The sequence below is a fragment of the Agrobacterium vitis genome (genome assembly GCF_014926405.1).
In the GTDB taxonomy this organism is placed as follows: domain Bacteria; phylum Pseudomonadota; class Alphaproteobacteria; order Rhizobiales; family Rhizobiaceae; genus Allorhizobium; species Allorhizobium vitis_H.
In genome coordinates this window covers 1,540,357-1,566,211 of record NZ_JACXXJ020000005.1, presented here as the reverse complement: position 1 = coordinate 1,566,211, position 25,855 = coordinate 1,540,357, and the positions used below count along the sequence as shown (strand labels likewise).

At 57.4% G+C, this 25,855-nt stretch carries 21 protein-coding genes; 13 read left to right on the top strand and 8 right to left on the bottom strand.

The window, feature by feature from the left end:
* The first annotated feature begins 113 nt into the window (after nucleotides 1-113).
* Nucleotides 114-497 carry a gamma-butyrobetaine hydroxylase family protein gene (locus IEI95_RS18420; RefSeq protein WP_194416862.1) on the top strand — a complete coding sequence of 128 codons (384 nt, stop codon included), beginning with the start codon at nucleotides 114-116 and terminating at the stop codon, nucleotides 495-497.
* Nucleotides 498-527: 30 nt separating this feature from the next.
* Here the strand turns inward: IEI95_RS18420 and IEI95_RS18415 are convergent, their stop codons facing one another.
* A complete protein-coding gene (locus IEI95_RS18415; RefSeq protein ID WP_071206728.1) occupies nucleotides 528-1,595 on the bottom strand; it encodes a GGDEF domain-containing protein in 1,068 nt (355 codons plus the stop codon).
* A 183-nt stretch (nucleotides 1,596-1,778) separates the two neighbouring features.
* Complete coding sequence (locus IEI95_RS18410) at nucleotides 1,779-3,383, bottom strand: fumarate hydratase (protein WP_156534976.1); 1,605 nt, start codon at nucleotides 3,381-3,383, stop codon at nucleotides 1,779-1,781.
* Between the two features lie 212 nt (nucleotides 3,384-3,595).
* Between IEI95_RS18410 and IEI95_RS18405 the strand changes: the two genes are divergently transcribed.
* Nucleotides 3,596-3,931 carry a hypothetical protein gene (locus IEI95_RS18405; protein WP_156534978.1) on the top strand — a complete coding sequence of 112 codons (336 nt, stop codon included), beginning with the start codon at nucleotides 3,596-3,598 and terminating at the stop codon, nucleotides 3,929-3,931.
* Here IEI95_RS18405 and fumC read toward each other — a convergent pair whose 3' ends face one another.
* A complete protein-coding gene (fumC, locus tag IEI95_RS18400) occupies nucleotides 3,932-5,323 on the bottom strand; it encodes a class II fumarate hydratase (protein ID WP_156534979.1) in 1,392 nt (463 codons plus the stop codon).
* Nucleotides 5,324-5,718: 395 nt separating this feature from the next.
* On the opposite strand from fumC, the gene IEI95_RS18395 reads away from it, so the two are divergent.
* Complete coding sequence (locus IEI95_RS18395; RefSeq protein WP_156534981.1) at nucleotides 5,719-7,563, top strand: L,D-transpeptidase family protein; 1,845 nt, start codon at nucleotides 5,719-5,721, stop codon at nucleotides 7,561-7,563.
* A 65-nt stretch (nucleotides 7,564-7,628) separates the two neighbouring features.
* Here the strand turns inward: IEI95_RS18395 and IEI95_RS18390 are convergent, their stop codons facing one another.
* Nucleotides 7,629-8,342, bottom strand: coding sequence for an HAD family hydrolase (locus IEI95_RS18390; protein WP_156534983.1), 714 nt, complete (start codon nucleotides 8,340-8,342; stop codon nucleotides 7,629-7,631).
* Nucleotides 8,343-8,563: 221 nt separating this feature from the next.
* Between IEI95_RS18390 and rpiA the strand changes: the two genes are divergently transcribed.
* From rpiA to IEI95_RS18370, 4 genes are all read left to right on the top strand, one after another.
* Nucleotides 8,564-9,262: a ribose-5-phosphate isomerase RpiA gene (gene rpiA / locus IEI95_RS18385; RefSeq protein WP_156534985.1), complete on the top strand. Its 699-nt coding sequence runs from the start codon at nucleotides 8,564-8,566 to the stop codon at nucleotides 9,260-9,262.
* 139 nt (nucleotides 9,263-9,401) lie between these two features.
* Nucleotides 9,402-9,995, top strand: coding sequence for a DUF2059 domain-containing protein (locus IEI95_RS18380; RefSeq protein WP_071585096.1), 594 nt, complete (start codon nucleotides 9,402-9,404; stop codon nucleotides 9,993-9,995).
* Nucleotides 9,996-10,221: 226 nt separating this feature from the next.
* Complete coding sequence (gor, locus tag IEI95_RS18375; RefSeq protein WP_156538058.1) at nucleotides 10,222-11,610, top strand: glutathione-disulfide reductase; 1,389 nt, start codon at nucleotides 10,222-10,224, stop codon at nucleotides 11,608-11,610.
* Nucleotides 11,611-11,806: 196 nt separating this feature from the next.
* Nucleotides 11,807-13,183, top strand: a complete 1,377-nt coding sequence (locus tag IEI95_RS18370) for a class II 3-deoxy-7-phosphoheptulonate synthase (protein WP_156534989.1) — start codon at nucleotides 11,807-11,809, stop codon at nucleotides 13,181-13,183.
* Between the two features lie 153 nt (nucleotides 13,184-13,336).
* On the opposite strand, the gene IEI95_RS18365 is transcribed toward IEI95_RS18370, so the two are convergent.
* Nucleotides 13,337-13,843 carry a hemerythrin domain-containing protein gene (locus tag IEI95_RS18365; RefSeq protein WP_071206720.1) on the bottom strand — a complete coding sequence of 169 codons (507 nt, stop codon included), beginning with the start codon at nucleotides 13,841-13,843 and terminating at the stop codon, nucleotides 13,337-13,339.
* Nucleotides 13,844-14,338: 495 nt separating this feature from the next.
* Complete coding sequence (locus tag IEI95_RS18360; protein WP_156534991.1) at nucleotides 14,339-14,488, bottom strand: hypothetical protein; 150 nt, start codon at nucleotides 14,486-14,488, stop codon at nucleotides 14,339-14,341.
* 88 nt (nucleotides 14,489-14,576) lie between these two features.
* Between IEI95_RS18360 and ccoN the strand changes: the two genes are divergently transcribed.
* Genes ccoN through ccoP form a run of 4 tightly spaced genes read left to right on the top strand, consistent with a single transcriptional unit; the run spans nucleotide 14,577 to nucleotide 17,997 of the window.
* A complete protein-coding gene (gene ccoN / locus IEI95_RS18355) occupies nucleotides 14,577-16,217 on the top strand; it encodes a cytochrome-c oxidase, cbb3-type subunit I (RefSeq protein WP_156534993.1) in 1,641 nt (546 codons plus the stop codon).
* A 10-nt stretch (nucleotides 16,218-16,227) separates the two neighbouring features.
* Nucleotides 16,228-16,959 (top strand): cytochrome-c oxidase, cbb3-type subunit II, encoded by a 732-nt coding sequence (gene ccoO / locus IEI95_RS18350; RefSeq protein WP_070150883.1) that lies wholly within the window; start codon nucleotides 16,228-16,230, stop codon nucleotides 16,957-16,959.
* Between the two features lie 10 nt (nucleotides 16,960-16,969).
* On the top strand, nucleotides 16,970-17,131 hold the full coding sequence (locus IEI95_RS18345; protein ID WP_049777167.1) for a cbb3-type cytochrome c oxidase subunit 3: 162 nt from the start codon (nucleotides 16,970-16,972) through the stop codon (nucleotides 17,129-17,131).
* Between the two features lie 2 nt (nucleotides 17,132-17,133).
* Complete coding sequence (gene ccoP, locus IEI95_RS18340; RefSeq protein WP_070150881.1) at nucleotides 17,134-17,997, top strand: cytochrome-c oxidase, cbb3-type subunit III; 864 nt, start codon at nucleotides 17,134-17,136, stop codon at nucleotides 17,995-17,997.
* Between the two features lie 117 nt (nucleotides 17,998-18,114).
* On the opposite strand, the gene IEI95_RS18335 is transcribed toward ccoP, so the two are convergent.
* Entirely contained in the window at nucleotides 18,115-18,468 is a 354-nt protein-coding gene (locus IEI95_RS18335) for a VOC family protein (protein WP_156534995.1), read from the bottom strand.
* A gap of 345 nt (nucleotides 18,469-18,813) precedes the next feature.
* Here IEI95_RS18335 and IEI95_RS18330 point away from each other — a divergent pair, with 345 nt between their 5' ends.
* Together IEI95_RS18330 and uvrB are read left to right on the top strand one after the other, a co-directional pair.
* Nucleotides 18,814-20,751 carry a putative bifunctional diguanylate cyclase/phosphodiesterase gene (locus IEI95_RS18330; protein WP_156534998.1) on the top strand — a complete coding sequence of 646 codons (1,938 nt, stop codon included), beginning with the start codon at nucleotides 18,814-18,816 and terminating at the stop codon, nucleotides 20,749-20,751.
* Between the two features lie 140 nt (nucleotides 20,752-20,891).
* Entirely contained in the window at nucleotides 20,892-23,897 is a 3,006-nt protein-coding gene (uvrB, locus tag IEI95_RS18325) for an excinuclease ABC subunit UvrB (protein ID WP_156535000.1), read from the top strand.
* 288 nt (nucleotides 23,898-24,185) lie between these two features.
* Here the strand turns inward: uvrB and IEI95_RS18320 are convergent, their stop codons facing one another.
* Entirely contained in the window at nucleotides 24,186-25,745 is a 1,560-nt protein-coding gene (locus IEI95_RS18320; RefSeq protein ID WP_194417323.1) for a gamma-glutamyltransferase family protein, read from the bottom strand.
* Nucleotides 25,746-25,855 lie beyond the last annotated feature (110 nt).

The window sequence follows — 25,855 nt, the reverse complement described above, 5'->3', positions numbered from 1 at the left end:
TAGCGGCTAGAATGTTCATCTGATGCGAAGAGGAAATCGATCAGACCGAAAAGTGCGAAGCGGTTTGCTCGGATTGTGTTGCAGGCGGTACTTTAGAATATGAGAGGGAGAATGTGGTGAGCGAAGTTTGGCCGAAGGAAATCAGGGTGTCACCGGATCGGCGGCTTTTGACGCTGGTTTTCGATAATGGGGAAAGCATCAGTTTGGCGGCGGAAATGCTCCGGGTGCTTTCACCGTCCGCAGAGGTGCAGGGCCATGGGCCGGGGCAGAAGATCACCGTGCCCGGCAAGCGCAATGTGACGATTGCCAAGCTTATTCCGACCGGTAATTATGCGGTACGGATCGGTTTTGACGATGGTCACGATACCGGCATCTTCACCTGGGCCTATCTGCGTGAGCTTGGGCAAACCGGTGAGACGAAGTTTGGGGAGTATCTGCGCGACGTCGAGGCAAAGGGCCTGTCGCGCGATAAGCTTTACGTGCTCTTCAGACGCTGATACGAGCCTTCGTATCAATCGTAAAAAGACTCACCCCTTGTAGATCAGCCAGCCCTTGGCGAAATCCTTGCGCATGCCCGGTTCAAACGGCCTGCTGCAATTGCGCCCGGCATTCTTTGCGCAGTACAGGGCGATATCGCTGCGGCTATAAAGTTCGCCGGGGTCCTGGCAATTGGCGGCCAGGGCAAAGCCGATGGAGACCGTGACCGGACCGTAATTGACGCCGGTGCGGGAGTTGCGAAACAGGGTGTTTTCCAGATTGGTGCGGATGCGTTCGCACAGCCCGAACACTTCGGTATCCGGCATGCCCTCAACGATGATGGCGAATTCCTCACCACCCGCCCGTGCCACGAAGGCATCACGCGGTGCATTGGCACGGATCACGCCAGCAACGGTCGCCAGGATCTTGTCGCCGACCGGATGGCCGAATGTATCGTTTATCTTTTTGAAGTGGTCGATATCGATCAGCATGAGCGACGTTGTCGTCAGTGTCGAGGGATAGTTGAACAGACCAGCCATCCGCTCATCGAAGGCGCGGCGATTGGCAAGCCGGGTCAACGAATCGGTGTTGGCGATCCGCTTATATTCGTCCAGTTCACGCCGCACGGCATCCATTTCAACAGATTTCTGGGTAAAGCTTTCAGCGGTCTTTTCGCCATGGGCCAGCGTATCGTCTGTTGCCCGCGTCAGGAGTGCGATGGCATTGCGCAGCAACTCGACACTGCCGCTGCTCTTGGCGTTGATGCGCGAACAGGTTTCATCCAGCAACTTGTTATAGGTCTCGAGCGAACTTTGCTCTTGCTTCATCAGGCGCAGCAGGTTGTCCAGTTCCGAAACCAGCCTTGAATGGGCATTTTCAATAATGCGGTTGGAATTGTGGCCGAAAAATTCCTCGGCAATCCGGTCGAGGTCATCCTGGGTGGCACGGCTTCCAAGAGCGGTGACCCTGCGGGTCAGAACCGGGTTGGACCCGATATAGGCCTCATAGAACAGCTCGTAATTTCTTGGCAGCGGCGAAATGCCCATAGAGCGCATCGCAAAGGAAATTTGCGTTGCGATATCGAGCCCCTGCGATCGCGCCAATGTTGCGGTGTTCATCCTGCTAGCCCCATCCGATAATCCCCACTCAGGATTAGGGCTGAATGGTGAGCAAATATTTAAAACAATAAGTAAAGAACGCCGGTAATTGTAAAATTGATATTTATTATATGAAAATCCACAGTAAACTATCGTAGTCCACGTGCAAAGCCAAATTGTTGCCTTTGCACGTGGATTAAACGATCAGAGGTTGAATTCCTGGAAGAAATCGTTCCCCTTGTCGTCAGTGACGATGAAGGCCGGAAAGTTTTCGACCTCGATCTTCCAGACGGCTTCCATGCCCAGTTCCGGATATTCCAGCACTTCAACATGGCGGATACAGTCCTGGGCAAGCCGGGCTGCCGGGCCACCGATGGAGCCGAGGTAGAAACCACCATGCGTCTTGCAGGCTTCACGCACGGCGCGTGAGCGGTTGCCCTTGGCCAGCATGACCATCGAACCGCCAAACGACTGGAACTGGTCCACATAGCTATCCATACGGCCAGCCGTTGTCGGCCCGAAGGAACCGGAGGCAAAGCCTTCCGGCGTCTTGGCGGGGCCAGCATAATAGACCGGGTGGTTTTTCATATAGTCCGGCATGCCTTCGCCGTTTTCGAGCCGTTCGCGGATCTTGGAATGGGCCAGATCGCGGGCGACGATGATCGTGCCGGTCAGCGACAGCCGGGTCTTGACGGGATGTTTCGTCAGTTCGGCGAGGATGGCCTCCATCGGCTGGTTAAGGTCGATGCTGACCGTGGAGGAGGAGAGGGCGGCCTCATCGATGTCAGGCATGTATTTCGACGGATCGGTTTCCAGCTGCTCGATAAAGATCCCGTCGCGGGTAATCTTGCCCATTGCCTGACGGTCGGCGGAACAGGAGACACCAAGGCCAATCGGCAGCGAGGCGCCATGGCGCGGCAGGCGGATGACCCGCACGTCATGACAGAAATATTTGCCGCCGAACTGGGCGCCGACGCCGAGCGATTGCGTCAGCTTGTGGATTTCCTGTTCCATCTCGATGTCGCGGAAGGCATGGCCGCTTTCGGAGCCTTCTGTGGGCAGGCCATCGAGGTAACGGGCCGAAGCGAGCTTGACCGTTTTCAGGTTCATTTCCGCCGAAAGCCCGCCGATGACAATCGCCAGATGATAGGGGGGACAGGCTGCCGTGCCAAGCGACAGGATCTTGTCCTTCAGGAAATCGATCATCCGGTCATGGGTCAGCAGCGAAGGCGTACCCTGATAAAGAAAGGTCTTGTTGGCAGAACCGCCGCCCTTGGCCATGAACAGGAATTTATAGGCATCCTCGCCCTCCTCATAGAGGTCGATCTGGGCGGGCAGGTTGGTCTTGGTGTTCTTTTCCTCGAACATCTTCAAGGGTGCCAGCTGCGAATAGCGCAGATTACGCTTTTCATAGGCATCGCGCACGCCATGGGCCAAAGCCTCATAATCGCCGCCATCCGTCCAGACCCGGCGGCCCTTCTTGCCCATGACGATGGCGGTGCCGGTATCCTGGCACATCGGCAGCACACCACCGGCGGCGATATTGGCGTTTTTCAACAGGTCATAGGCCACGAAACGGTCATTATCGGTGGCTTCGGGGTCCTGGAGAATGGAGGCGAGCTGTTTCAGATGGCCGGGGCGCAACAGGTGGTTGATGTCGGAAAGCGCTGCTTCGGCCAGAAGCCGCAGGCCCTCCGGCTCGACCACCAGAATGTCCTGGCCCTTGAAGGTTTCGACCGAGACGTAATCGGCGGTCAGTTTGCGGTAGGGAGTCGTGTCTTCGCCAAGGGGAAAGAGATCGTCAGCCATCGAAGGAGCCTTTTTGCCAAACGGATTTTCGGCATTTGGTCTAGTTCGGCGACGCGCAGTTTGCAAATGATTCTAAAGTGGAGGTTGCGACGCAACATTTTGTTTGAAATTCTGAATTTTAGAGTCAGTTCCGAAGCGCGTTTAAATTTCAGTTATTTTAAGTTGCTCGTTTTTGGTTAGGATTCTTCTTGACTTGATGAGAGGGTAAAATCATGAGCAGCTTTATTGCTACCGGATATAAAGGCGGAAATTCCGACCATAAAAATCCCAATGGGTTCGGTTTGAAAATCCCTACATATGCGAGGGATGATTATTTCGAAAGGTCGGCCAAATTGGTTAAGTTGCAGCTGAATGGAAGAGATAAACTTATCGAAGTTAATATCGACAAAAACTCCTTTTGGGGTGATTGCCGAGAATTGATACATCGAGAAATTGGAAAATGGTTGATCGAAAATAATTTTGCATCATGGCAAAAGAGGCACCCTCCAAAATTTAAAATGACTCGGAGGGAGCCGCATTTATTTGATGTCGAAAAAATCGACGATTGATTACTTCGGCCCGATCATCAGTTCCGGCCGGACATACTGGTCAAATTCCTCGTTGGTCAGATAGCCTCCGCCGACGGCTTCCTCACGCAATGTCGTGCCGTTCTTGTGAGCGGTTTTGGCGATCTTGGCGCAGGCGTCGTAGCCCAGCTTGCTGTTCAGCGCCGTCACCAGCATCAGCGAGTTTTCGACGCCCTTTCTGATATTATCCTCGCGCGCCTCGATGCCGACGACGCAATTGTCGGTGAAGGAGACGGCGGCGTCGCCGAGCAGCTGCACCGATTGCAGGAAGTTATAGGCCATCATCGGATTATAGACATTCAGCTCGAAATGGCCCTGGCTGCCTGCAAAGGTCAGGGCGGCATTGTTGCCGAAGATATGGGCGCAGACCTGGGTCATGGCTTCCGACTGGGTCGGATTGACCTTGCCGGGCATGATCGAGGAGCCGGGTTCGTTTTCCGGCAGGGCCAGTTCGCCCAGACCGGCGCGCGGGCCGGAGCCGAGGAAGCGGATGTCATTGGCGATTTTGAAGCAGGCCGCCGCCGCCGCATTGATGGCTCCATGCGCAAACACCATGGCGTCATGGGCGGCCAGTGCCTCGAATTTGTTGGGTGCGGTAACGAATGGCAGGCCGGTGATCGCGGCAATTTCTTCGGCGACCTTTTCGGCAAAGCCGATGGGGGCGTTCAGCCCGGTGCCGACGGCGGTGCCGCCTTGCGCCAGCTCATAAAGGCCGGGAAGCGTCAGCTCAATCCGCTTGATGGAGGAGGCGACCTGTGCGGCGTAGCCGGAAAACTCCTGTCCGAGTGTCAGCGGCGTCGCGTCCTGGGTATGGGTGCGGCCGATCTTGATGATATGGTCAAACGCCTTGGCCTTGGCGTCCAGTGCCGCATGCAGATGCTTCAAGCCGGGGATCAGATGATGCACGACATATTCGGCTGCCGCGATATGCATGGCGGTCGGATAGGTGTCGTTGGACGACTGGCTCATGTTGACATGGTCGTTGGGATGAACAGGCTTTTTCGAACCCATCACCCCGCCCAGCATTTCAATTGCGCGGTTGGAGATCACTTCATTGGCATTCATGTTGGACTGTGTGCCGGAGCCCGTCTGCCAGACCACCAGCGGGAAATGATCGTTGAGCTTGCCGTCGATCACCTCCTGCGCCGCTTTGATGATTGCTTCACCGAGCGTTGAGTCCAGCCCGCCAAGCGCCATATTGGCGCGGGCTGCCGCCTGTTTGACGATGCCCAGCGCCCGCACCACCGGCAGGGGCTGCTTTTCCCAGCCGATCTTGAAGTTGCCCAGGGAACGCTGCGCCTGTGCCCCCCAATATCGATCGCTGGCAACCTCGATAGGGCCGAATGTATCAGTTTCGGTGCGATTAGCAGTCATGATCTGTCTCCAACTGATGGTCTGAATAGGCAATGGCTCCGTTGACCGGCTCGATGACGGTCGCCGTAAAACATGACGCTTTGATACATGTTTTCGCGCCCGCGTCAAAGCTTACCGGTCTCAGGCAGGTTCGGTTGTCCAGTCGCGGTAATGTCATCAAAGTTTGGTGGAAGAAAGGATCTGCGGTTACTGAATTTTAACCAATTCCCGGCTTAACCTTGATGTCGTGTTAACCATGGCTGCGCGCTGATCGGTCACTTAAAGTTGACCCTCTGCTTTTCAAGCATTTTAGCATGGTTAACTTTCCAAAGCCGATGCAATCGGCTAGGGAACCGGCTAATATTCGGGGATTGATTTCGAATCCCGACCTTGACCTTTCTGAATGGGGAAAGCAGTTGCAGAAACCTTCACTGAACCGGGCGCTGATTGCAGTCCTCCTGACCACGTCCACGGTTGTGGCCGCCCTGCCGCAGACGGCGAGCGCCACGACCCTGATGGATCTGCTGCGTGGCAGGTCGGAGGAACGCCGCCAACCAGCGCCGGCGGAAATCATTCCCCAGGCCCAATTGCGCGATCCAGAGCCGATCCAGAAGGTCGCCGCACCTCGTTATTATGCCTATAAGGCCGAGAACAAGCGTGCGATCTCCATCAAGGCACCGGAAATGCCGATCCCGGTTTTCGGTGAAGACCATGCCCTGGCCGTCGCCCATCTCGCCATGTCGCAGGTCAAGGTCGAAGCCACGCCCGACGTGGCGCAGGCTGTGGAAAACTATTATAACAACAAGGGCGCGCTGATCTGGGCCAGCGATACCGCCATAACCGACAAGGCGAAATCGGCGGTTGCCGCCCTGGCAACGGCTGATACGGCAGGGCTTGAGCCAGCCGATTATGCGGTGAAAGTCCCTGATGGTCTCGATACAATGCCCGAAGACGCCCGCCGCCAGGCGTTGATGGCCTTCGAACTCAACCTGTCGGCCAAGATCCTGACCTATGTTCAGGACACAGTGCGCGGCAGGCTCGATCCGAACCGCATTTCAGGCTATCACGATTTCAAGCGCAAGACCGTCAATCTCGATCCGGTGCTGGATCTGGTGCATTCGAGCCCGGATATCGCTGCCTATCTGCATGGCCGCGATCCGGCCAGCCCGCAGTTCCAGGCGCTGAAGGCTGAGCTTGCCAAGTTGGTGGCAGAGGCCAATCAGCAGCAGAGCAAGCCCGTCAAGATCAATCTGACCGGCGTTTTGAAGCCCGGCGGCAGCAATCCTGAGCTTGCCAATATCGTCGAAGGCATCAAGACCTATGGCAGCGACGCGCTGAAGACCGAGCATGCGCTGACGCTGACCGACTACACTGGCACGCCGGATTACACACCGGAACTGGTGGCGTTGGTCGAGAGCTACCAGAAGGAACGCGGTCTGAAGCCCGATGGCGTCATTGGCCAGGCAACGGTCCGCACCATGGTCGGACATTCCAATGCCGAGAAGATCGAAAAGCTCGTGGTTGCCATGGAGCAATTGCGCTGGTTGCCTGCCGATCTGGGGCCGCGCTATGTGTTCATCAACCAGCCGGCTTTCGAGGCCTATTATTTCAACGACCGCCAGCAGCAGATTGCCATGAAGGTCGTAGTCGGTGCGCCCCAGCACCAGACCTTCTTCTTCCAGAACATGATTCAGACGGTGGAATTCAACCCCTACTGGGGCGTTCCGCGGTCGATCATCGTCAATGAAATGCTGCCCAAGCTGCGCCAGGACCCGAGCTATCTCGATCGTCTCGGCTATGAAGTCAGCTACAAGGGCCGCAAGGTGGCCTCTTCGCAGGTCGATTGGTACACCACCAGCGATGTTGATGTGCGCCAGCCGCCAAGCAGTGACAATGCGTTGGGCGACCTGAAGATCCTGTTCCCGAATGCCCATGCCATCTACATGCATGACACACCGGCGAAGAGCTTCTTCAAGCGCGATATGCGCGCGCTCAGCCACGGCTGTGTGCGTCTTGCCGAGCCCCGCGTCATGGCCGCAGCCGTGATGGGTACGACAGTTGAAGACATCGATGCACAGATTGCCTCCGGCCAGAACCGCGCCGTGCAGGTGCCGCAGAAGTTCCCGGTTTATGTCGCCTATTTCACTGCCTGGCCGGATAAGGATGGAGTGGTCCGCTATTACGACGACGTTTATGGCCGCGATGAAGCGACCCGCAAGGCCTTCGACGTGACATCGACCTCTCGCGGCGTGCAGAGCTGATAAACTTTAAGCACAGCATATAAGCAAAAGGCCCGGTCGATCCGGGTCTTTTGTCGTTTGCGCTTTTAACCTGCCTTGTTGAGGAGCTCTTCGACAAGCTCCAGGGTCAATTCATCGAAATGCCCGATGATCATATCGGGATCGAGATCTGCGACCGGCACGTCCGAATAACCGAAAGGCACAGCGATGGAGGCGATGCCTGCATTGCGGGCCACCAGAATATCGTTGCGGCTATCTCCGATCATGATGGCCCGGCGTGGGTCGCCGCCCGCCTTGGTTATGGTGCCGAGCAGGTGGGCCGCATCGGGCTTGCGCACCTCGAATGTGTCGCCGCCGGTGATGGCTGCGAAATAGCGGGTCAATCCTATGCCGTCGAGAAGGGGCCGGGCGAGGCCCTCCATTTTGTTGGTGCAGACTGCAAGCCGGTGACCGGCCTTATCGAGTCGATCCAGGGCGTCCAGCAGGCCCGGATAGGTCTGGCTTTTGCCGGGCATATGGTCTTTGTAATGCTCGATGAAGCGCTCAAGCAGGGGCTGAAACTGATCCTCCAAAATCGGCCTGCCGCGCAGGCTGAAGGCCCGCTCGATCATCACCCGCGCACCGTGTCCGACCAGATGGCTGAGGTCCTCGGCCTCCAGCGGCGCCAGATCGGCAGCGGCGATGGTATGGTTGAGGCTTGCCACGAGGTCCTCGGCCGTATCGATCAGGGTTCCATCCAGATCGAAGACAATAGTGGCGGGGGCGGCGTTGATTGCTGGGGACACGGGCTGACTTTCCATGATTTGCACTTTAAAGCCTTGGGTTTCGGTGGGCAGGGCTAAGGTTTTTCAGGGCGGAATGCAAGATTGGACGGCGTCGAAAGGGGCTTTCGTTTGGCTTGCGACCCGTGTAAACAGCGAGAACTTTCTGCGGAATGCTTGGCAAACCGACAAGGTTTGCTTCATTGACCCGCAGTTTCGAAAGGCCTTGGCCGAGTGTTGCAAGAGGAGTTGCGGGCAGCATGGACGTTCGTCAAATGAAGATCAAAGCCGCGGAACTGGCTTTGTCTTATGTCGAAAATGGGATGCGGCTTGGCATCGGCACGGGCTCGACCGCCGAGGAGTTCGTGCGGTTGCTGGCTGAAAAGGTCGCCGACGGTTTCAAGGTTCAAGGCGTGCCAACGTCGGAGCGCACCGCAAGGCTTTGCCTGGAACTGGGCGTGCCGCTGATGTCGCTCGATGAATTGCCGGAACTGGACCTAACCGTCGATGGCGCCGATGAACTTGATCGTCACTTGACCCTGATCAAGGGCGGTGGCGGTGCGTTGCTGCGCGAAAAGATCGTTGCTGCCGCCTCCACGCGGGTGATCGTCATTGCCGACGAAACAAAGCTGGTGGAGACGCTCGGCGCTTATCCGCTGCCCATCGAGATCAATGGATTCGGCGGCATCGCAACCCGGATCTCTATCGAAAAGGCTGCCGCCAAACTGGGCCTGTCGGGGACGATTGGCCTGCGCATGTCTGGTGACGATCTGTTTATGACAGATGGTGGGCATTATATTCTCGATGCTTCTTTTGGCCGCATTCCTGATGCAGTGGCCCTTTCTCAGGCATTGCATGCTATACCCGGGGTGGTGGAGCACGGTCTGTTCATCGGCATGGCATCGCTGGCCGTCGTGGCTGGCTCTGATGGTGCGCGGGTGATCGAGCCTGTGGCGTGATGGACGCGGCTTGACAGCCGGATGGTCATGGTCAGGCGCAAGTTCACGTCCCGGCCATGTGCATCGATAATACCAATATGACAATTCAGCGCTGCCGTTGGAGGCGAGCGCTGGGGACACAAACAGGAGCATGAGTTTTATGAGCAAATATCAGGGTCTCGGTCGCCTTAATCTCGGTCACATGGTTGCCGGTGCGGTTATCGCAGCTTCGCTTCTGGCTGGTCCGGCCGCTCGCGCGCAGGATGTGACGGATGCGCAGATCGATACTGCCCGTCAGGCCATCACGGCGCTGGGCGTTACCAATGTATTCGACAATATCCTGCCGAATGTCGCCGCTCGGTTGAAGGCACAGCTCATCCAGGCTTATCCTAACCTTGAAGACCAGATCGACAAGACTGTTGACCAGCAGGCCATCGCGTTGGCTGCCCGCCGTGGCGATCTCGAAAAGGAAGCGGCAACGGTTTATGCCAAGTCGTTTACTCAGGAAGAGTTGAAGCAGATTGCGGCCTTCTTCTCCAGCCCGGCTGGCAAGAAGCTGATCAAGGACCAGCCGGTCGCCAATCGTGAGCTTGGCAAGTCCGCCGATATCTGGGCTGCCGGTGTGGCGCGTGATCTCGAAAAGAACACCAATGATGCCCTGGTCAAGGTGGCCGGTGCACAGTTGAAGGCGCAGATGCCGGCTTCCGAACCGGCTCCGGCCCCGGCTGCTCCAGCACCCGCCCCGAAGCCTTGATCTGATAACACCGATTAAAAAAAGCCCGGACCTGGTTCCGGGCTTTATTGTTGGGCCGGTCGGGAACGATCCAGCTGCATTCCGTTGTTGTTGTTATTATCCATTCCCATATAGGGGATGGATGATTTTATGGTCCTTGGCCAGCGGTCATCATTGTTCGCCAGTCCGGCCGATCTACTGAAATTTTCGAGGGACGCTTTGGCCGTCCGTCTTGCGGGAGTTTTCCATGTCATCATTCGATTATGATCTGTTCGTCATCGGCGGCGGCTCCGGCGGTGTGCGCAGCGCCCGGCTTGCGGCCTCCATGGGCAAGCGGGTGGCGATTGCCGAGGAATACCGATTTGGCGGCACCTGCGTCATCAGGGGCTGCGTGCCGAAAAAGCTGTTCGTCTATGCATCGCAGTTCCACGAGCATTTCGAGGATGCGGCGGGATTTGGCTGGACGGTGGGCGAAAGCCGATTCGACTGGAAAAAGCTGATCGCGGCCAAGGACCAGGAAATCGAACGTCTGGAAGGCCTGTACAGAAAGGGTCTCAACAGCGCCGGTGCGGAACTGATTGAGAGCCGTGCGGAGCTGACCGGTCCCAATCGCGTCCGTCTGCTGGCGACCGGACGGGAAGTGACGGCCGAGCGGATCATCATAGCGGTCGGCGGTTCTGCCAATGCGCATACCTCCTTGCCGGGGCACGAGCTATGCATCACCTCCAATGAAGCCTTCCATCTGGAGACGCTGCCCCGCTCGATCGTGATTGCCGGTGGCGGTTATATCGCTGTGGAATTTGCCAATATCTTCCATGGTCTCGGCGTCGATACGACGCTGATCTATCGTGGCAAGGAAATTCTGTCGCGCTTCGACCAGGATATCCGCCGTGGCCTGCACCAGGCCATGGAAGCCAAGGGCATTCGTATTCTCTGCACGGATGTGATCGAGGAAGTCGAGAAGATGGCCGCGGGTGGCCTTTCTGTCCGCACCCGCAATAATGGGGTGATTTCTGCTGAAACGGTCATGCTGGCTTTGGGCCGCGATCCCTATACCAAGGGCCTCGGTCTCGAGACGGCGGGTGTTGCTGTCAATGAGCGCGGTGCCATCATCGTCGATCAATACTCACGCACCAACGTGCCGGGCATTTTTGCATTGGGTGACGTGACGGACCGGGTGCAGTTGACACCGGTGGCGATCCATGAGGCCATGTGTTTCATCGAGACGGAATACAAAAACAATCCGACCTCGCCGGATCATGATCTGATCGCCACGGCGGTCTTTTCGCAGCCGGAAATCGGCACGGTCGGCATGACCGAGGAAGAGGCGGCCCGCACGTTCCCGGAAATCGAGATCTACAAGGCCGAATTCCGGCCGATGAAGGCCACCCTGTCGGGACGCACCGAAAAAGTGATCATGAAGCTGGTCGTCAATGCGGCTGACCGAAAAGTGGTTGGTGCCCATATTCTGGGCCATGACGCTGGCGAAATGGCGCAATTGCTCGGCATTACCCTCAAGGCTGGCTGCACCAAGGACGATTTTGATCGCACGATGGCCGTGCATCCGACCGCGTCTGAGGAGCTGGTCACCATGTATAACCCGAGCTACCGGGTCAGGAATGGCGAGCGGGTTTAAAAATCACCAATCCCCCTTAAGATACAGGGAGGCAGGTTACTGCTTCCCTGTTGTCCAAAATCCTTCCAGGATGGTTTTCACCTATGGAAGGCCGATTTGACAACAAGGTATTGCTTTTCAAGCTTCCATTAAGCGTTTATAAGCCGCCAATCCGAGCGGCCCGCAGGCATGGCCGCGTTTTGTTTAGGTGAAGACGATGGCGCAGAATTGGACCCCGACAAGCTGGAGGCAGAAGCCGATCAAGCAGGCTCCGGCCTATCCGGACCAGGCCGCATTGGCCGCAGCAGAGAAAAAGCTGGCCACTTATCCGCCGCTGGTCTTTGCTGGTGAGGCGCGCCGGTTGAAAAAGGCACTTGCCAATGTGGCTGATGGCAACGGCTTCCTGCTTCAGGGCGGCGATTGTGCCGAAAGCTTTGCCGAACACGGCGCCGACACAATCCGCGACTTCTTCCGCGCCTTCCTGCAGATGGCGGTCGTCCTGACCTTTGGCGCCCAGCTTCCGGTCGTCAAGGTCGGCCGCATCGCTGGCCAGTTCGCCAAGCCGCGCTCGTCGGATTTCGAGCGTCAGGGTGATGTCGAGTTGCCGAGCTACCGTGGCGATATCATCAATGGCATCGATTTCACCGAAGAGTCTCGTGTTCCCGATCCGCATCGTCAGTTGATGGCCTATCGCCAGTCAGCCGCGACGCTGAACCTGCTGCGCGCTTTCGCCATGGGTGGCTATGCCAATCTCGAAAACGTTCATCAATGGATGCTGGGCTTCGTCAAGGACAGCCCGCAGGCAGAGCGTTATCGCAAGCTTGCCGACCGGATTTCCGAGACCATGGATTTCATGAAGGCGGTCGGCATCACGGCGGAAACCAATGCCAGCCTGCGCGAAACCGATTTCTTCACCAGCCATGAAGCTCTGCTTCTCGGCTATGAAGAGGCTCTGACCCGCGTCGATTCGACATCTGGCGATCATTACGCCACATCAGGCCACATGATCTGGATCGGCGACCGTACCCGTCAGGCCGATCATGCCCATATCGAATATTGCCGCGGAATCAAAAACCCGCTGGGCCTCAAATGCGGCCCGTCGCTTCAGGCTGACGATCTTCTCAACCTGATCGACATTCTCAATCCGCTGAATGAAGCGGGTCGTCTGACGCTTATCTGCCGCTTCGGCCACGACAAGGTTGCTGACCATCTGCCGCGCCTGATCCGCGCGGTGGAGCGGGAAGGGCGCAAGGTCGTATGGTCCTGCGATCCGATGCATGGCAACACCATCACGCTCAATCACTACAAGACCCGGCCCTTTGACCGGATCCTGTCGGAAGTGGAAAGCTTCTTCCAGATCCACCGGGCCGAAGGCTCGCATCCTGGCGGCATCCATATCGAGATGACCGGCAACGACGTGACCGAATGCACCGGTGGCGCACGCGCCGTTTCCGCTGAAGATTTGCAGGATCGCTACCATACTCATTGCGACCCGCGTCTCAATGCGGATCAGGCGCTGGAATTGGCCTTCCTTCTGGCCGAGCGCATGAAGGGCGGACGCGACGAGAAGCGGCTGAGATCAATCGGTGCCTGATCGTTTAGGCTCAAACCAAAAACCCGTCACTGCATGAACTGCCCCCGAAAGTTGGACATCAACCTTCCCGGGGCAGTTCACGGAGTGACGGGTTTTTATTGACCGAAGAGAGCCGAGCAGTCGCCGTTGGGATTAACGGCAAAAGCTTGCCCGTCAGGATAGTTGGGTTTCGCCGATCTGGCAGAGGATGTGTTCTCTCTCGAAGGCGATATGGCGTCGCAGCCCTTCAAAGAAGCCACGCAGCATATAGCCCACGGCCTCCATGTTGACTTCGCGACCGCTGCCGAGTTTGAGCAGGGCATCCGTCAGTTCCTCGGCAAAACACTCATCTTCGCAATGCTCGAAGCGCAAACGGTTCAGCGTCTCGTGCATGCCGCTGCCGCTGCGTGTCGATGTTTCGAGCCAGGGAAACAGGATGCTTTCCTCATAGTGATGGACGCCCTTGATGAGCGGGGTCAGCGCCTTGGCCGCGTAGATGCATTTCTGCCGGTTGATAGTGTTCGGCAGCGAATCGGCGATCTCTTCCAGCTCGGCGCATAGCGCCATTTGCTCCCCATGGGCATGATGCAGCCATTCCAGACTGGTCTCACATGGCGGCAAAGCAAGGGGCCGAGCGTCTCTGGTTTTCGGAAAGCCCGTCTTGTCCAAATTGCTCTGCATTCCGCATCTCCTTCTATTGCCGGCCCGGCACATGCGTAGGGCGTTATTGACAAGCGCGAAGGTGTGAGCCACATCTCCGCCCTGCACGAATGCCGAATATCTCAAATGCATCATGGGCTTGAGATGTCCGGAAATGAAATGCCAGGGCCATTTTTAAAAGAGCCATGGTCGTCGGTCGCAGCGCCGGGCTCTGAACATGGCAATGCGGCATCGTGCAAGGACGCGAAAAATCCCGCCTTGAAGACCGTTTCCCGATCAGAATGCGTAATGCGCACTGAAAGGGTCACTTAGGAAACGCCAGAGGCCCTTTCCAGGCCATCAAGTGCTCCGCCGCAACTGCCGGTTCGCAATGTCTCCGCATCGGATGCTTGTCCGATGCCTGCGACACAATGCCATTGCCGTCCTTTATATATCGCCGCCTTTGCATGGACTGCCTTGATTTGAATCAAGGTTGCAGAGGCTGCGGAATGTCAAACAGAGACTCGACGCAGAAGTCTATCCATCCGGCAGGCGGCATGGCGCGGCGAGCAATACTGCTTTTCCTCGAAATGCAAAACGCTCTATCTCGCTGTTTTTACGTACTTTTGCTGGAAATAATCTGGTGCTGTCAGAAAAACGTTCCGGCAACGGAATGGCTTTTCTCATGGAGCGACTGCGCAAACCACAAATCAGGGCGGAACCCTTCCCTTAAGGAGGGGCCGTGCCGACACAAAGCCGTTGGGGGATGCCAACAATGAATTATACTTTCGAAACCATGGTTTTGGCCATTCTGGCCTTTGCCGCGCTGCTCGGGGCGGGTTTCGCCTATGACAGCCTGTTTGCTGCCCATATGTGGGTAGCCTTTTTCGTGCTTCTGGGGGCGACTGTCGTCATGTTGCGCCATATCCGGTTTGCACCGGCGGCGGCTGGCCTCTCCAGTCGGGCTGCGGCGCAACCCAAGTCTGAATATTTCGACGAGGTCATTCGCTATGGCGTCATCGCCACGGTGTTCTGGGGTGTGATCGGCTTTCTTGTCGGGCTGGTCATCGCCCTGCAACTGGCCTTTCCCGATCTGAATTTCGGCCCCTGGCTGAATTTCGGGCGGCTGCGGCCATTGCACACGTCTGCCGTGATTTTTGCCTTTGGCGGCAATGCCCTGATCATTACATCGTTTTATGTGGTGCAGCGCACGTGTCGCAGCCGTTTGTTCGGCGGCACGCTCGGCTGGTTCGTGTTCTGGGGCTATAATTTCTTCATCGTCATGGCTGCCACCGGCTATCTGCTCGGTATCACCCAGGGCCGTGAATATGCGGAACCCGAATGGTATGTCGATATCTGGCTGACAATTGTCTGGGTCGCCTATCTCATTGCCTTCCTGGGTACGATCCTGACCCGCAAGGAGCCGCATATCTATGTGGCGAACTGGTTCTACCTCGCCTTCATCGTCACCATTGCCATGCTGCATATCGTCAACAATCTGGCGATCCCGGTCTCCTTCCTCGGCGTCAAGAGCTATTCAGCCTTCTCCGGCGTGCAGGATGCGCTGACGCAATGGTGGTATGGGCATAATGCCGTCGGCTTCTTCCTGACGGCGGGCTTCCTGGGCATGATGTACTATTTCGTGCCCAAACAGGCCGGTCGCCCGGTCTATTCCTACCGGCTGTCGATCATCCACTTCTGGGCGCTGATCTTCATGTATATCTGGGCCGGTCCGCATCATCTGCATTATACCGCGTTGCCCGATTGGGCGCAGACCTTGGGCATGGTGTTCTCGATCATGCTGTGGATGCCGTCCTGGGGTGGGATGATCAACGGGTTGATGACGCTTTCGGGTGCCTGGGACAAGATCCGTACCGATCCGATCATCCGAATGATGGTCATGGCCATCGCCTTCTACGGCATGTCTACCTTCGAAGGCCCGATGATGTCGATCAAGACGGTCAATTCGCTCAGCCATTATACCGAATGGACCATTGGTCACGTTCACTCCGGCGCACTCGGCTGGGTCGGCATGATCACCTTCGGCGCGATCTACTACTTGACGCCCAAGCTCTGGCACCGCGACCGCCTCTATTCGATGCGGATGGTCAACTGGCACTTCTGGCTCGCCACGCTCGGCATCGTCGTCTATGCCGCCGTGCTGTGGGTAGCCGGTATCCAGCAGGGCTTGATGTGGCGCGAATACGATGCGCAGGGCTTCCTGGTCTATTCCTTCGCGGAAACCGTCAAGGCCATGTTCCCCTACTATGTCATGCGCGCCGTCGGCGGCGGGCTCTATCTCGCCGGCAGCTTGGTCATGGCCTGGAACATCACCATGACCATTCTCGGCCACCAGCGCAACGAGGCGCCTCTTGCAGGTTCGGCCATGGCGCCTGTCCTGCAACCGGCGGAGTAAGGAGGGCACCATGTCCATTCTCGATAAACACAAAATCATCGAAAAAAATGCCAGCCTGCTGCTTTTGGGTTCGCTGCTGGTGGTTGCGATAGGCGGTATCGTCGAAATCGCGCCGCTGTTCTACCTGCAAAACACCATCGAAAAGGTGGAGGGCATGCGGCCCTACTCGCCGCTCGAGCTTGCCGGTCGCGACATCTACATCCGCGAAGGCTGTTACCTCTGCCACAGCCAGATGATCCGGCCGTTCCGTGACGAAGTGGAACGTTACGGTCATTACTCCCTGGCGGCGGAATCGATGTACGACCATCCGTTCCAATGGGGTTCCAAGCGCACCGGGCCAGATTTGGCCCGGGTCGGGGATCGCTACTCGAATGACTGGCATGTCCAGCACCTGAGTGATCCGCGCTCGGTGGTGCCGGAATCTATCATGCCGAAATATGCGTTCCTGAAAGAGACGCCGCTGAAGATCACCAATGTCTCCATGGACCTGAAGGTCAACAGCGAAGTCGGCGTGCCCTATACCCAGGACATGATCGACAATGCCAAGGCCGATCTGGCCGCCCAGGCGGACCCGAATGCCGATACCACGGCGTTGCTGGCCCGCTATCCCAAGGCGAAAGTCGGTGATTTCGACGGCAACCCGGCGGTCCTGTCCGAAATGGACGCGCTGATCGCTTATCTGCAAATGATCGGCACTTTGGTGGACTTCACCAAATATGACGACGCAACCGGCTACCGTTGAGGAGGGCGTCATGGAAGGAACCGAAATCTATACGGCCATGCGCCATTTCGCCGACAGCTGGGGCATGCTCGCCATGCTGCTGTTCTTCGCGGGCGCCATTCTCTTCGTCTTTCGTCCGGGCGCCAAAGAGCGGGCGGAAGATGCTGCCTCTATCCCCTTGCGGGAGGACTGATCATGTCTGACAAACACATTGACGAAATCAGCGGTGTCGAAACCACGGGTCATGAATGGGACGGCATCCGCGAGCTGAACAACCCGATGCCGCGTTGGTGGGTCTATACCTTCTACGCCACCATCGTCTGGGCGATCGGCTATACGGTGGTCTATCCGGCCTGGCCGATGCTCTCCACCAATACCAAGGGCCTGTTCGGTTACACCAACCGTGCCGCTGTCACCGCCGAGCTTGCAGAGGCCAAGGCAGCGCAATCGGTGTTTACCGACAAGATCGCCGCCCTGCCGATCAAGGATATCCTGGCCGATAAGGATCTGACCGAATTCGCCACCGCTGGTGGTGCTGCGGCCTTCAAGGTCAATTGTACCCCCTGTCACGGTTCCGGTGCCGCCGGTGGCCCCGGCTATCCGAACCTGAACGACGATGACTGGCTGTGGGGCGGCAGTGTGGATGCCATCTACACGACGCTGCAACACGGTATTCGCTACACGAGCGATCCGGAAACCCGGGCGTCGGAAATGCCGGCCTTTGCCGACATCCTGAAGCCCGAGGAAATCCGCCAGGTCTCCGCCTATGTCGTCAGCCTGACGGGCAAGCCGTCCAACGACGCATTGGTTGCGCCTGGAAAGCAGGTCTTCATGGACAATTGTGTTGCCTGCCACGGTGAAAAGGCCGAGGGCAACCGCGATCTCGGTGCGCCCAATCTCGGCGACGCCATTTGGCTGAAGGTCAAAGGCGAGCAGGAGATCATCCAGCAGGTGGCTCATCCCAAGCATGGCGTCATGCCCGGATGGTCAGCGCGTCTAGGCGATACGACAGTCAAGGAACTGACCGTCTACGTCCACTCACTCGGCGGCGGGGAGTGATAAAGAGCCGCCGGGGCTCAATAGTTCCGGCGGCTCTCCTTTGATCTTGCAGGAAGATGGGTTTGGCGAAGGCAGGCTAAGTACAGCATCATCCCAATTGCAGCTTTGTGCCCGATATTAGACACTGTCCGACCAGACAGCCAGTTCATAGCCATCCAGGTCGCGGAAGTGAAATCGCCGACCGCCGGGAAAGGAAAAGATCGGGCGGGTGATCGTGCCGCCTGCGCTTTCCACGCTTCTCAAGGCCTGTTCCAGATCATCAGCAAACAGGATGACGAGCGGCCCGCCGGTTGCCGAGACCGGGGCCGTCGTGGTAAATCCACCTTTCAGCCGACCATCGTTGAATTCGGCATAATCCGGTCCGTAATCGGTAAAGGACCAGCCAAAGGCCGTGGCGTAGAATTGTTTTGAGGCCGAAATGTCGTGCACGTTGAATTCGATATAATCAATTTGATCGTTGCGTTGCGTCATGCTCGACCATCTCCCTTGGATTGTATTTTCCTGCTGCACAATCCCTTAAACCGGTTGCGGTTTAAGGCGAAAATTATGCGGCACTACAAAGGCGCTAAAGTGAAATTTAACGCACTCATAGGATGCATTGGGTGCGTGACGGTTCCCGTGACGCATAATTATAAGACGTGGCACAATTTTTAACTGCATTGTTCATTATTTCTTACCGAAAAGGCGCAATCTTAGCGCCAAGCTCGTAAAAACACAATTATTGCGCCTAGTTTGAAGAATGAGATAGTCTTGTTTTCAGAAACTGCGGATCAAAAAGCATTTTTGCTGTCGTCTGCCCATAAGGCGCGGGCGTCCATGGCATTGCATGGCAGCGGAACAGCGGCAGTTTACAATGTGATGGCTGGGCTATCCACGTCCATTCTGCTTCTGGCCGAGGCGAATAACGTGAGTGTCGTTGTCGGCTGGATGACAGCGTTGGCTGTCGCAACGTTATTTCGCTTCCTGTTGTCGCGCCATCTGCTGCACCGTCACTATGCCTCTTCCAATCCGGATGATGTGCTTCGGCTGATGTGCATCACGGCATGTCTGCAAGGGATCGTCTGGGCTCTACTGCCGACAGCGGTGGTCGATATGGACTTGCTGGGCCGTGATGCGTCTATTCTGGTGGTTATCGGCGGTCTGGTGGCGACAGCCATGTTCCGCCAGGCCGGCACCAGTCAGGTCGCCTTCAGCTACTGTATTCCGATGATTTTAGCGATAGTGTGGAATTTCGCGATTCATGGTGGCATCATTGCGACCGTCTCCACGTTTAATTTCATCGTATTGGCCATATTCATGTCGCATCTGCTGTTGAAGGCGGACAGGACATTTATGGAAAGCGAAATGGCCAAGCTGAGCAGCCAGGCCGCGACGCAATCGCTGACCATTGCCAATGAGGACATTCACCACAAGAATTTGCGGCTGGAGGTTCTGGCCAACGGTGATCCCGTGACGGGGCTGTTCAACAGGATCTACTTCAATGGACGGCTCGCGGGGGAAATTGCTGCTGCCAAAGTCGGAAACCGGGAAATTGGCCTGTTATTGGTCAATGTCGATCGGTTCAAGCTGATCAACGATGCTTTTGGTCATCGCGGGGGGGACCAGTTTCTGGCGATCCTGGGGCAGAGGTTGAAAAATGCCGCCGGTGGTGATGCCGTCACAGCCCGGATCAGCGGTGATGAATTTGCAATTCTGTTGCGGAACGGCGACGTGCGCCAGGATTGCCGAGCGCTTGCTGAGACCGTTATCGCCGCGTCCATGGTTCCTATTGCCGTCCATGGCACTCAGGTCAGTCCTGGTTTGAGCGCCGGGATTGCGTTTTTTCCCGACCATGCGGAAAATGGTGACGGGCTGTTTACCTGTGCCAGCATGGCTTTATCGGATGCCAAGCAGGACGGTCGCGGTCAATTGCGGGAATTCGATCATCAGATCAAACAGCGCATCGATCGCCAACGGCGTATCGAGCAGGACCTGCCGGCAGCACTTCGCGACACTGCGCTCGAGACCTGGTTCCAGCCACAGGTCGATCTCGCGACGGGCAAGATCGTCGGTTTCGAGGCGCTGGTTCGCTGGTTCCATCCAGAGTTCGGGGCGATTGCCCCGCCTGAAATCGTCAATGCCGCACAGGCCATGCAGATGTGTGAGGCGTTGACCGGTTTCGTGACAGAAAATATCTGCCAGCTGCTCAACAGGCTGAAAGAGCTAGGCATGCCGGAGACGGCTGTCGCCTTGAACGTATCGCCGCGCGAATTTGCGCTCTATGACGTATCTGTCATGCTGGACCGGATTACCACTGCCTATGGCGTCAGTCGGAACCTTCTGGAAGTGGAGATTACCGAGGAAACCATTCTGGACCCGGCGGTCGCGGGTGAACAACTGACCCGGCTCGAAAATAGCGGCTATAAACTGACGGTAGATGATTTCGGCATGGGATACTCGTCCTTGGCCTATTTGATCAGCCTGAAGATTACCCGGTTGAAGATTGATCGCAGTTTCGTCACCGGTATCAGTAATTCTCCAAAGAACAAGGCGCTTGTTGTCGCCCTGGTTGGTCTCGGCCGCGCACTGGGTGTTGATATCGTGGCGGAGGGCGTAGAAACGGTAGCAGATGCCAGGACATTGACCGAAATCGGCTGCACGATTGGCCAGGGCTATTATTTCTCCCGGCCTATGCCCGCCGATATGCTGCCCAAGTGGCTCGACTTTAAAAAAAAGCAACTGAGTGAGAAAAAATCACGGCGCGCCGTGGCCTGAGGGAGGCCAGTCAGGGGCATGATCCCTTGGTTTTTCCGAGAATGACAAGGGATAAAAACTTTAACGAAATTGTTGCTTTTTTGTTCTGATTTTCGTCTGGCGCACTTCACTTTGCCTGCGGTCTTATCCATATTCGAACCATGGCCAGATCTCCGAAAAAATCTCCCGTCCGTAACAATGACAACCCATCGCAGGATGAGGCAGGATCGCCGTATGCCGCTGGGTTTGAAGAGGCACCGCAGGCAGCTTTTGAAGGAGCGCCCTTGAGTGGGAGTGTCGCAGATTGGGTGAAACAGCTGGAAGCGGAAGCTGAAGCCGGGGGGATTGAAAGCCAACGGGAACTCGCCTCCAAGGCTGGCAAGCATCGCAAGAAGATCGAAATCGAAGCGCGCAGGCATGCCGAAAAGATAGCGCTTGAGAAAAGCACGGGCCGCAAGACTGAGGCCGCCGACCCCGTAAAGGCCGGTCGCACTGCCAAGGCCAAGAGCGAAGACGGCGGCAGCGCCATGCGCACCTCACGCGGCGTATCCATCGGCGCATCTTCCGATCCGGCCACACGCGCCGCTGCCGGTCTCAACCCCGTATCCGGGATGGATACCTCGCTGGAAGAGGCGCAGAGCCTTGCTCCCGGCGCTGTGACGGCGACCGTAGAGGCGCTGTCGGCGCTGATCGAAAGCGGCAATCCGCTGTTCAAGGGTGGCAAGATCTGGGCGCCGCATCGGCCAGCCAGGCCGGAAAAGTCCGAGGGTGGAATCCCGATCCGCATGGTGTCGGATTACGAACCGGCGGGCGATCAGCCAACGGCAATCAAGGATCTGGTGGAAGGTATCAATGCCGGGGAGCGCAGTCAGGTTCTGCTCGGCGTAACCGGCTCCGGCAAGACCTTCACCATGGCCAAGGTGATCGAGGCGACCCAGCGGCCAGCGGTGATTCTTGCGCCGAACAAGACGCTGGCGGCCCAGCTCTATTCGGAATTCAAACATTTCTTCCCCGACAATGCGGTGGAATATTTCGTTTCCTACTACGATTATTACCAGCCGGAAGCCTATGTGCCGCGCTCGGATACGTTTATCGAGAAGGAAAGCTCGATCAACGAGCAGATCGACCGAATGCGCCACGCCGCCACCCGCGCCATTCTGGAGCGGGATGATTGCATCATCGTCGCCTCGGTGTCCTGCATCTACGGTATCGGCTCGGTCGAAACCTATACGGCCATGACCTTCCAGATGTCGGTTGGCGACCGGATCGACCAGCGGCAATTGCTGGCCGATCTCGTGGCGCAGCAATACAAGCGGCAGGACATCAATTTCGTGCGCGGCTCTTTCCGGGTGCGTGGCGATACCATCGAAATCTTCCCCGCCCACTTGGAGGATGCCGCCTGGCGCATTTCGATGTTCGGCGATGAAATCGATGCGATTACCGAATTCGATCCACTGACCGGCCACAAGACCGGCGATATGAAGTCGGTGAAGATTTATGCCAATTCGCACTATGTGACGCCGCGCCCGACGCTGAACGGGGCGATCAAGGCGATCAAGGACGAGTTGAAGCTGCGGCTGGCCGAGTTGGAAAAGGGCGGGCGTCTGCTGGAGGCGCAAAGGCTGGAGCAGCGCACCCGCTACGATATCGAAATGATGGAAGCGACCGGCTCCTGCGCGGGCATTGAAAACTACTCCCGCTACCTGACGGGCCGTGCGCCCGGTGAGCCGCCGCCGACCTTGTTCGAATATATTCCCGATAATGCCTTGCTGTTTATCGATGAAAGCCATGTCTCTGTCAGCCAGATCGGCGGCATGTATCGGGGCGACTTTAGGCGCAAGGCAACGCTGGCCGAATACGGCTTCCGGTTGCCGTCCTGCATGGACAACCGACCACTGCGGTTTGAGGAGTGGGACGCCATGCGTCCGCCGACCGTTGCTGTTTCGGCCACGCCCGGCAGTTGGGAGCTGGAACAGTCGGGCGGCGTGTTTGCCGAACAGGTCATTCGCCCGACGGGCCTGATCGATCCGCCGGTCGAAGTGCGCTCCGCCAAGTCCCAGGTTGATGACGTCTTGGGCGAGATCAAGGAAACCTCGCTGAAGGGCTATCGCACGCTGGTAACGGTGCTGACCAAGCGCATGGCAGAGGACCTGACGGAATATCTGCACGAGCAGGGTGTGCGGGTGCGCTATATGCATTCGGATATCGACACGCTGGAACGCATCGAAATCCTGCGTGATCTCAGGCTCGGCGCCTTTGACGTGCTGGTTGGTATCAACCTGTTGCGCGAGGGTCTGGACATTCCTGAATGCGGCTTCGTCGCCATTCTCGATGCCGACAAGGAAGGCTTCTTGCGTTCCGAGACCTCACTGATCCAGACGATTGGCCGTGCGGCGCGTAATGTCGATGGCAAGGTCATTCTCTATGCCGATCAGATCACCGGCTCGATGCGGCGGGCTATGGACGAGACGTCGCGCCGCCGGGAAAAGCAGGTGGCTTACAATCTCGAACACGGGATTACGCCGGAATCGGTCAAGTCGAAAATTTCCGACATTCTCGATTCGGTCTACGAGCGTGACCATGTCCGCGCCGATATTTCCGGGGCGAGCGGCAAGGGCTTTGCCGCTGGTGGTCATCTGGTCGGCAACAATCTCCAGGCCCATCTTTCGGCGCTGGAAAAACAGATGCGCGATGCCGCCGCCGATCTCGATTTCGAAACCGCAGCCCGTTTGCGCGACGAAATCAAGCGTTTGAAGGAGGTCGAACTGGCCAGCATGGGTGATCCCGGCGAAAAGGCAGCGGCCCGGGCGCAAGAACAAGCCGGGTCCGGCCAGTCCGCTGGCGTTGCAACCGATGATTCCCGTCAGGATTCCAGTGAAACTGGCTCCTATTTCGCCAAGCCATCCCTGGATGACATGGGTCCTGGCACGGACACGGCAAAGCCACTGTTTCGCAAGAACAGTCTGGATGAAATGACGGTCGGTCGGACGGAGAAGCCTGTTCCCGGCAAGCTTCCCGAAAAGCCCGGCCCGAAAAGCGGCGATGTTAAAACGGACGATCCCCGTCCGATCATCCGCGCCAAATCGGGCGCCGGTTCCTATGAAGACGCCGGTGATCAGAAGCGCAAGACGCGCACCAAGGGGAAAACTGGCAAGCCGGGACGGTGAATTAGGTTGTGTTTTTCGGTCCGAAAATTCGTAAAAACAAATAGATAGAGAAACGCAGTGTCTCCGTGAGGCGTTGAAGGCCTCTAAATTTTGTTAGAAAACGTAAAAACCGTTGACACATCTCCAGATAGATGAAAACAGGATTCAACCGAAAAGCCCCCCTTTCGGTTGAATCCTATAGCATCGTGTAAAAACCGAAGCCGGTACGATGCTATAGGATCTAGCTTGCGCGGCGGTTGTTTCCGAAATTCTGTCCCAAACCCGTGTCGATTATCTCAACGCAATTGGTCAACGCTCGCCGAGGGTGAGCGCCACACCTTCGCCGCGTGGGTCGTGAGCGCCTGCCAGGCTGCCATCTGGGGCGATGGCGATAACGCCTGCCTGGCCCGCGATTGGACTTTGCGGCTCAATGGGTGCGAGCTGGTGGCCGAGATCGGCGAGACGATCGAGGACGGGCTGGCCGCAATCGGCTTCGATTTTCAAACTGTCGCGGCTGTCGGAAAACGTTTTGCCCAGTAAGAACCGTGGTCCGGCCAAGGCTTGCGCCGGAGGTTGCGCATAATCGATCAGCCGTGTCAGCAGCATGGCCAGGGTCTGCGGCTGGCCGTCTGCACCTTGGGTGCCGTAGATCAGGGCCGGTTTGCCGTCGCGTAGTGCAAGTCCCGGGTTGAGGGTATAAAACGGTCTTTTTCCCGGTTGCAGGAAATTCGGGCTTTTCGGATCAAGCGAGAAGGCCGCACCGCGGTTTTGCCAGAGAATGCCGGTATCGCCGACGACAACGCCGCTGCCCCAATCGAAATAAGTGCTTTGCAACGTGCTGACGCTTTGTCCCGCAGCGTCAGTCGCGCCGAAGAACACTGTATCCCCGGTTCGGTAGGGATGCGGCCAGTCCAGCGCGTGGTCTGGGTCGATGGCCCTGGCGGCCTGCTGCAATCGTTCTGCCGACAGCCACTCCTGCACGGGTTGATCGGCAAAATCCGGGTCGGCGATCCGGTCGCGGGTCATGAAAGCCTGTTTCACCGCCTCGACGACCAGATGCAGATGCTGGGCGCTGCCGGGAGTGAGGGCGGACAGGTCGAAATGCTGGAGAATGCCCATGATCGCAAGAGTGGAGATCCCTTGTGTCGGCGGCGGCGGCGCGAGAAGCTCCAACCCGCGATAGGATAGACGCGCCGGTTCCACCTGCCGGGTGCGTGTTGCCGTCAGATCGGCAAGGGTGAGCGGTGATCCAGCCGCCCGAAGCCCCTCGGCGATGCGCTGGGCGAGAGGGCCTTGGTAAAAACTGCGCGGGCCATGGCTGGCGATATTTTCCAGGGAGCGGGCCAGCTCTGGCTGGCGAAAGATCTCTCCCGGAGCAAAGGGACGTCCATTGTTGAAAAACAGGTTGATGAAGCCTGGCCAATCGGCCAGCACGTCCTTGCGCATATCGAGCCAGAAGCCTTGCGAGCGGCTGACCGGAAATCCGTGTTGCGCATGATGAATAGCATCCTGCACCAGGTCGCCGAACACCTGTTTGCCACCCCAATACTCAATGGAATAGCGGTGAACGGCCTCCCAGGCATCAACAGTGGCGGCGGTGGTCAAGGTCGAAAGCGGACCGCGCAGCGGAATACTGTCACCGGTAAATTCCGGTAGCTTTGCGGCTGCCTGACCGATCCCCATAAAACAAGTCTGGCGGCCCTGCCGGTCGGCCAGAATCCAGACTGAGTCGCCTCCAAGGCCGCAGAAATGCAGGTAGACGACGGCAATGGTGCTGGCCATGGCGATGGCCGCTTCCGCTGCTGTGCCGCCACGCTCCAGAACAGCCAGTCCGGCAGCGCTTGCCAGCGGATGCGGGCTAGTGACCATTCCAGTGTCAGGGCCGGAAGCAGCGTGTGTCGTGGGGGAAATGGTATGAGATGCAGAGGGCATGGGTACGTTCCGGCAAGAGGCGGGGAATAATCAAGTCCAAGCCTGAC

Bases quoted from the DNA above. Each gene is read 5' to 3' on its own strand.
- IEI95_RS18415 (WP_071206728.1), bottom strand. From the start codon at position 1,595: ATGAACACCGCAACATTGGCGCGATCGCAGGGGCTCGATATCGCAACG.
- IEI95_RS18410 (WP_156534976.1), bottom strand. From the start codon at position 3,383: ATGGCTGACGATCTCTTTCCCCTTGGCGAAGACACGACTCCCTACCGC.
- IEI95_RS18405 (WP_156534978.1), top strand. From the start codon at position 3,596: ATGAGCAGCTTTATTGCTACCGGATATAAAGGCGGAAATTCCGACCAT.
- fumC (WP_156534979.1), bottom strand. From the start codon at position 5,323: ATGACTGCTAATCGCACCGAAACTGATACATTCGGCCCTATCGAGGTT.
- IEI95_RS18390 (WP_156534983.1), bottom strand. From the start codon at position 8,342: ATGGAAAGTCAGCCCGTGTCCCCAGCAATCAACGCCGCCCCCGCCACT.
- rpiA (WP_156534985.1), top strand. From the start codon at position 8,564: ATGGACGTTCGTCAAATGAAGATCAAAGCCGCGGAACTGGCTTTGTCT.
- IEI95_RS18380 (WP_071585096.1), top strand. From the start codon at position 9,402: ATGAGCAAATATCAGGGTCTCGGTCGCCTTAATCTCGGTCACATGGTT.
- gor (WP_156538058.1), top strand. From the start codon at position 10,222: ATGTCATCATTCGATTATGATCTGTTCGTCATCGGCGGCGGCTCCGGC.
- IEI95_RS18370 (WP_156534989.1), top strand. From the start codon at position 11,807: ATGGCGCAGAATTGGACCCCGACAAGCTGGAGGCAGAAGCCGATCAAG.
- IEI95_RS18365 (WP_071206720.1), bottom strand. From the start codon at position 13,843: ATGCAGAGCAATTTGGACAAGACGGGCTTTCCGAAAACCAGAGACGCT.
- IEI95_RS18360 (WP_156534991.1), bottom strand. From the start codon at position 14,488: ATGAGAAAAGCCATTCCGTTGCCGGAACGTTTTTCTGACAGCACCAGA.
- ccoN (WP_156534993.1), top strand. From the start codon at position 14,577: ATGAATTATACTTTCGAAACCATGGTTTTGGCCATTCTGGCCTTTGCC.
- ccoO (WP_070150883.1), top strand. From the start codon at position 16,228: ATGTCCATTCTCGATAAACACAAAATCATCGAAAAAAATGCCAGCCTG.
- IEI95_RS18345 (WP_049777167.1), top strand. From the start codon at position 16,970: ATGGAAGGAACCGAAATCTATACGGCCATGCGCCATTTCGCCGACAGC.
- ccoP (WP_070150881.1), top strand. From the start codon at position 17,134: ATGTCTGACAAACACATTGACGAAATCAGCGGTGTCGAAACCACGGGT.
- IEI95_RS18335 (WP_156534995.1), bottom strand. From the start codon at position 18,468: ATGACGCAACGCAACGATCAAATTGATTATATCGAATTCAACGTGCAC.
- IEI95_RS18330 (WP_156534998.1), top strand. From the start codon at position 18,814: ATGGCATTGCATGGCAGCGGAACAGCGGCAGTTTACAATGTGATGGCT.
- uvrB (WP_156535000.1), top strand. From the start codon at position 20,892: ATGGCCAGATCTCCGAAAAAATCTCCCGTCCGTAACAATGACAACCCA.
- IEI95_RS18320 (WP_194417323.1), bottom strand. From the start codon at position 25,745: ATGGTCACTAGCCCGCATCCGCTGGCAAGCGCTGCCGGACTGGCTGTT.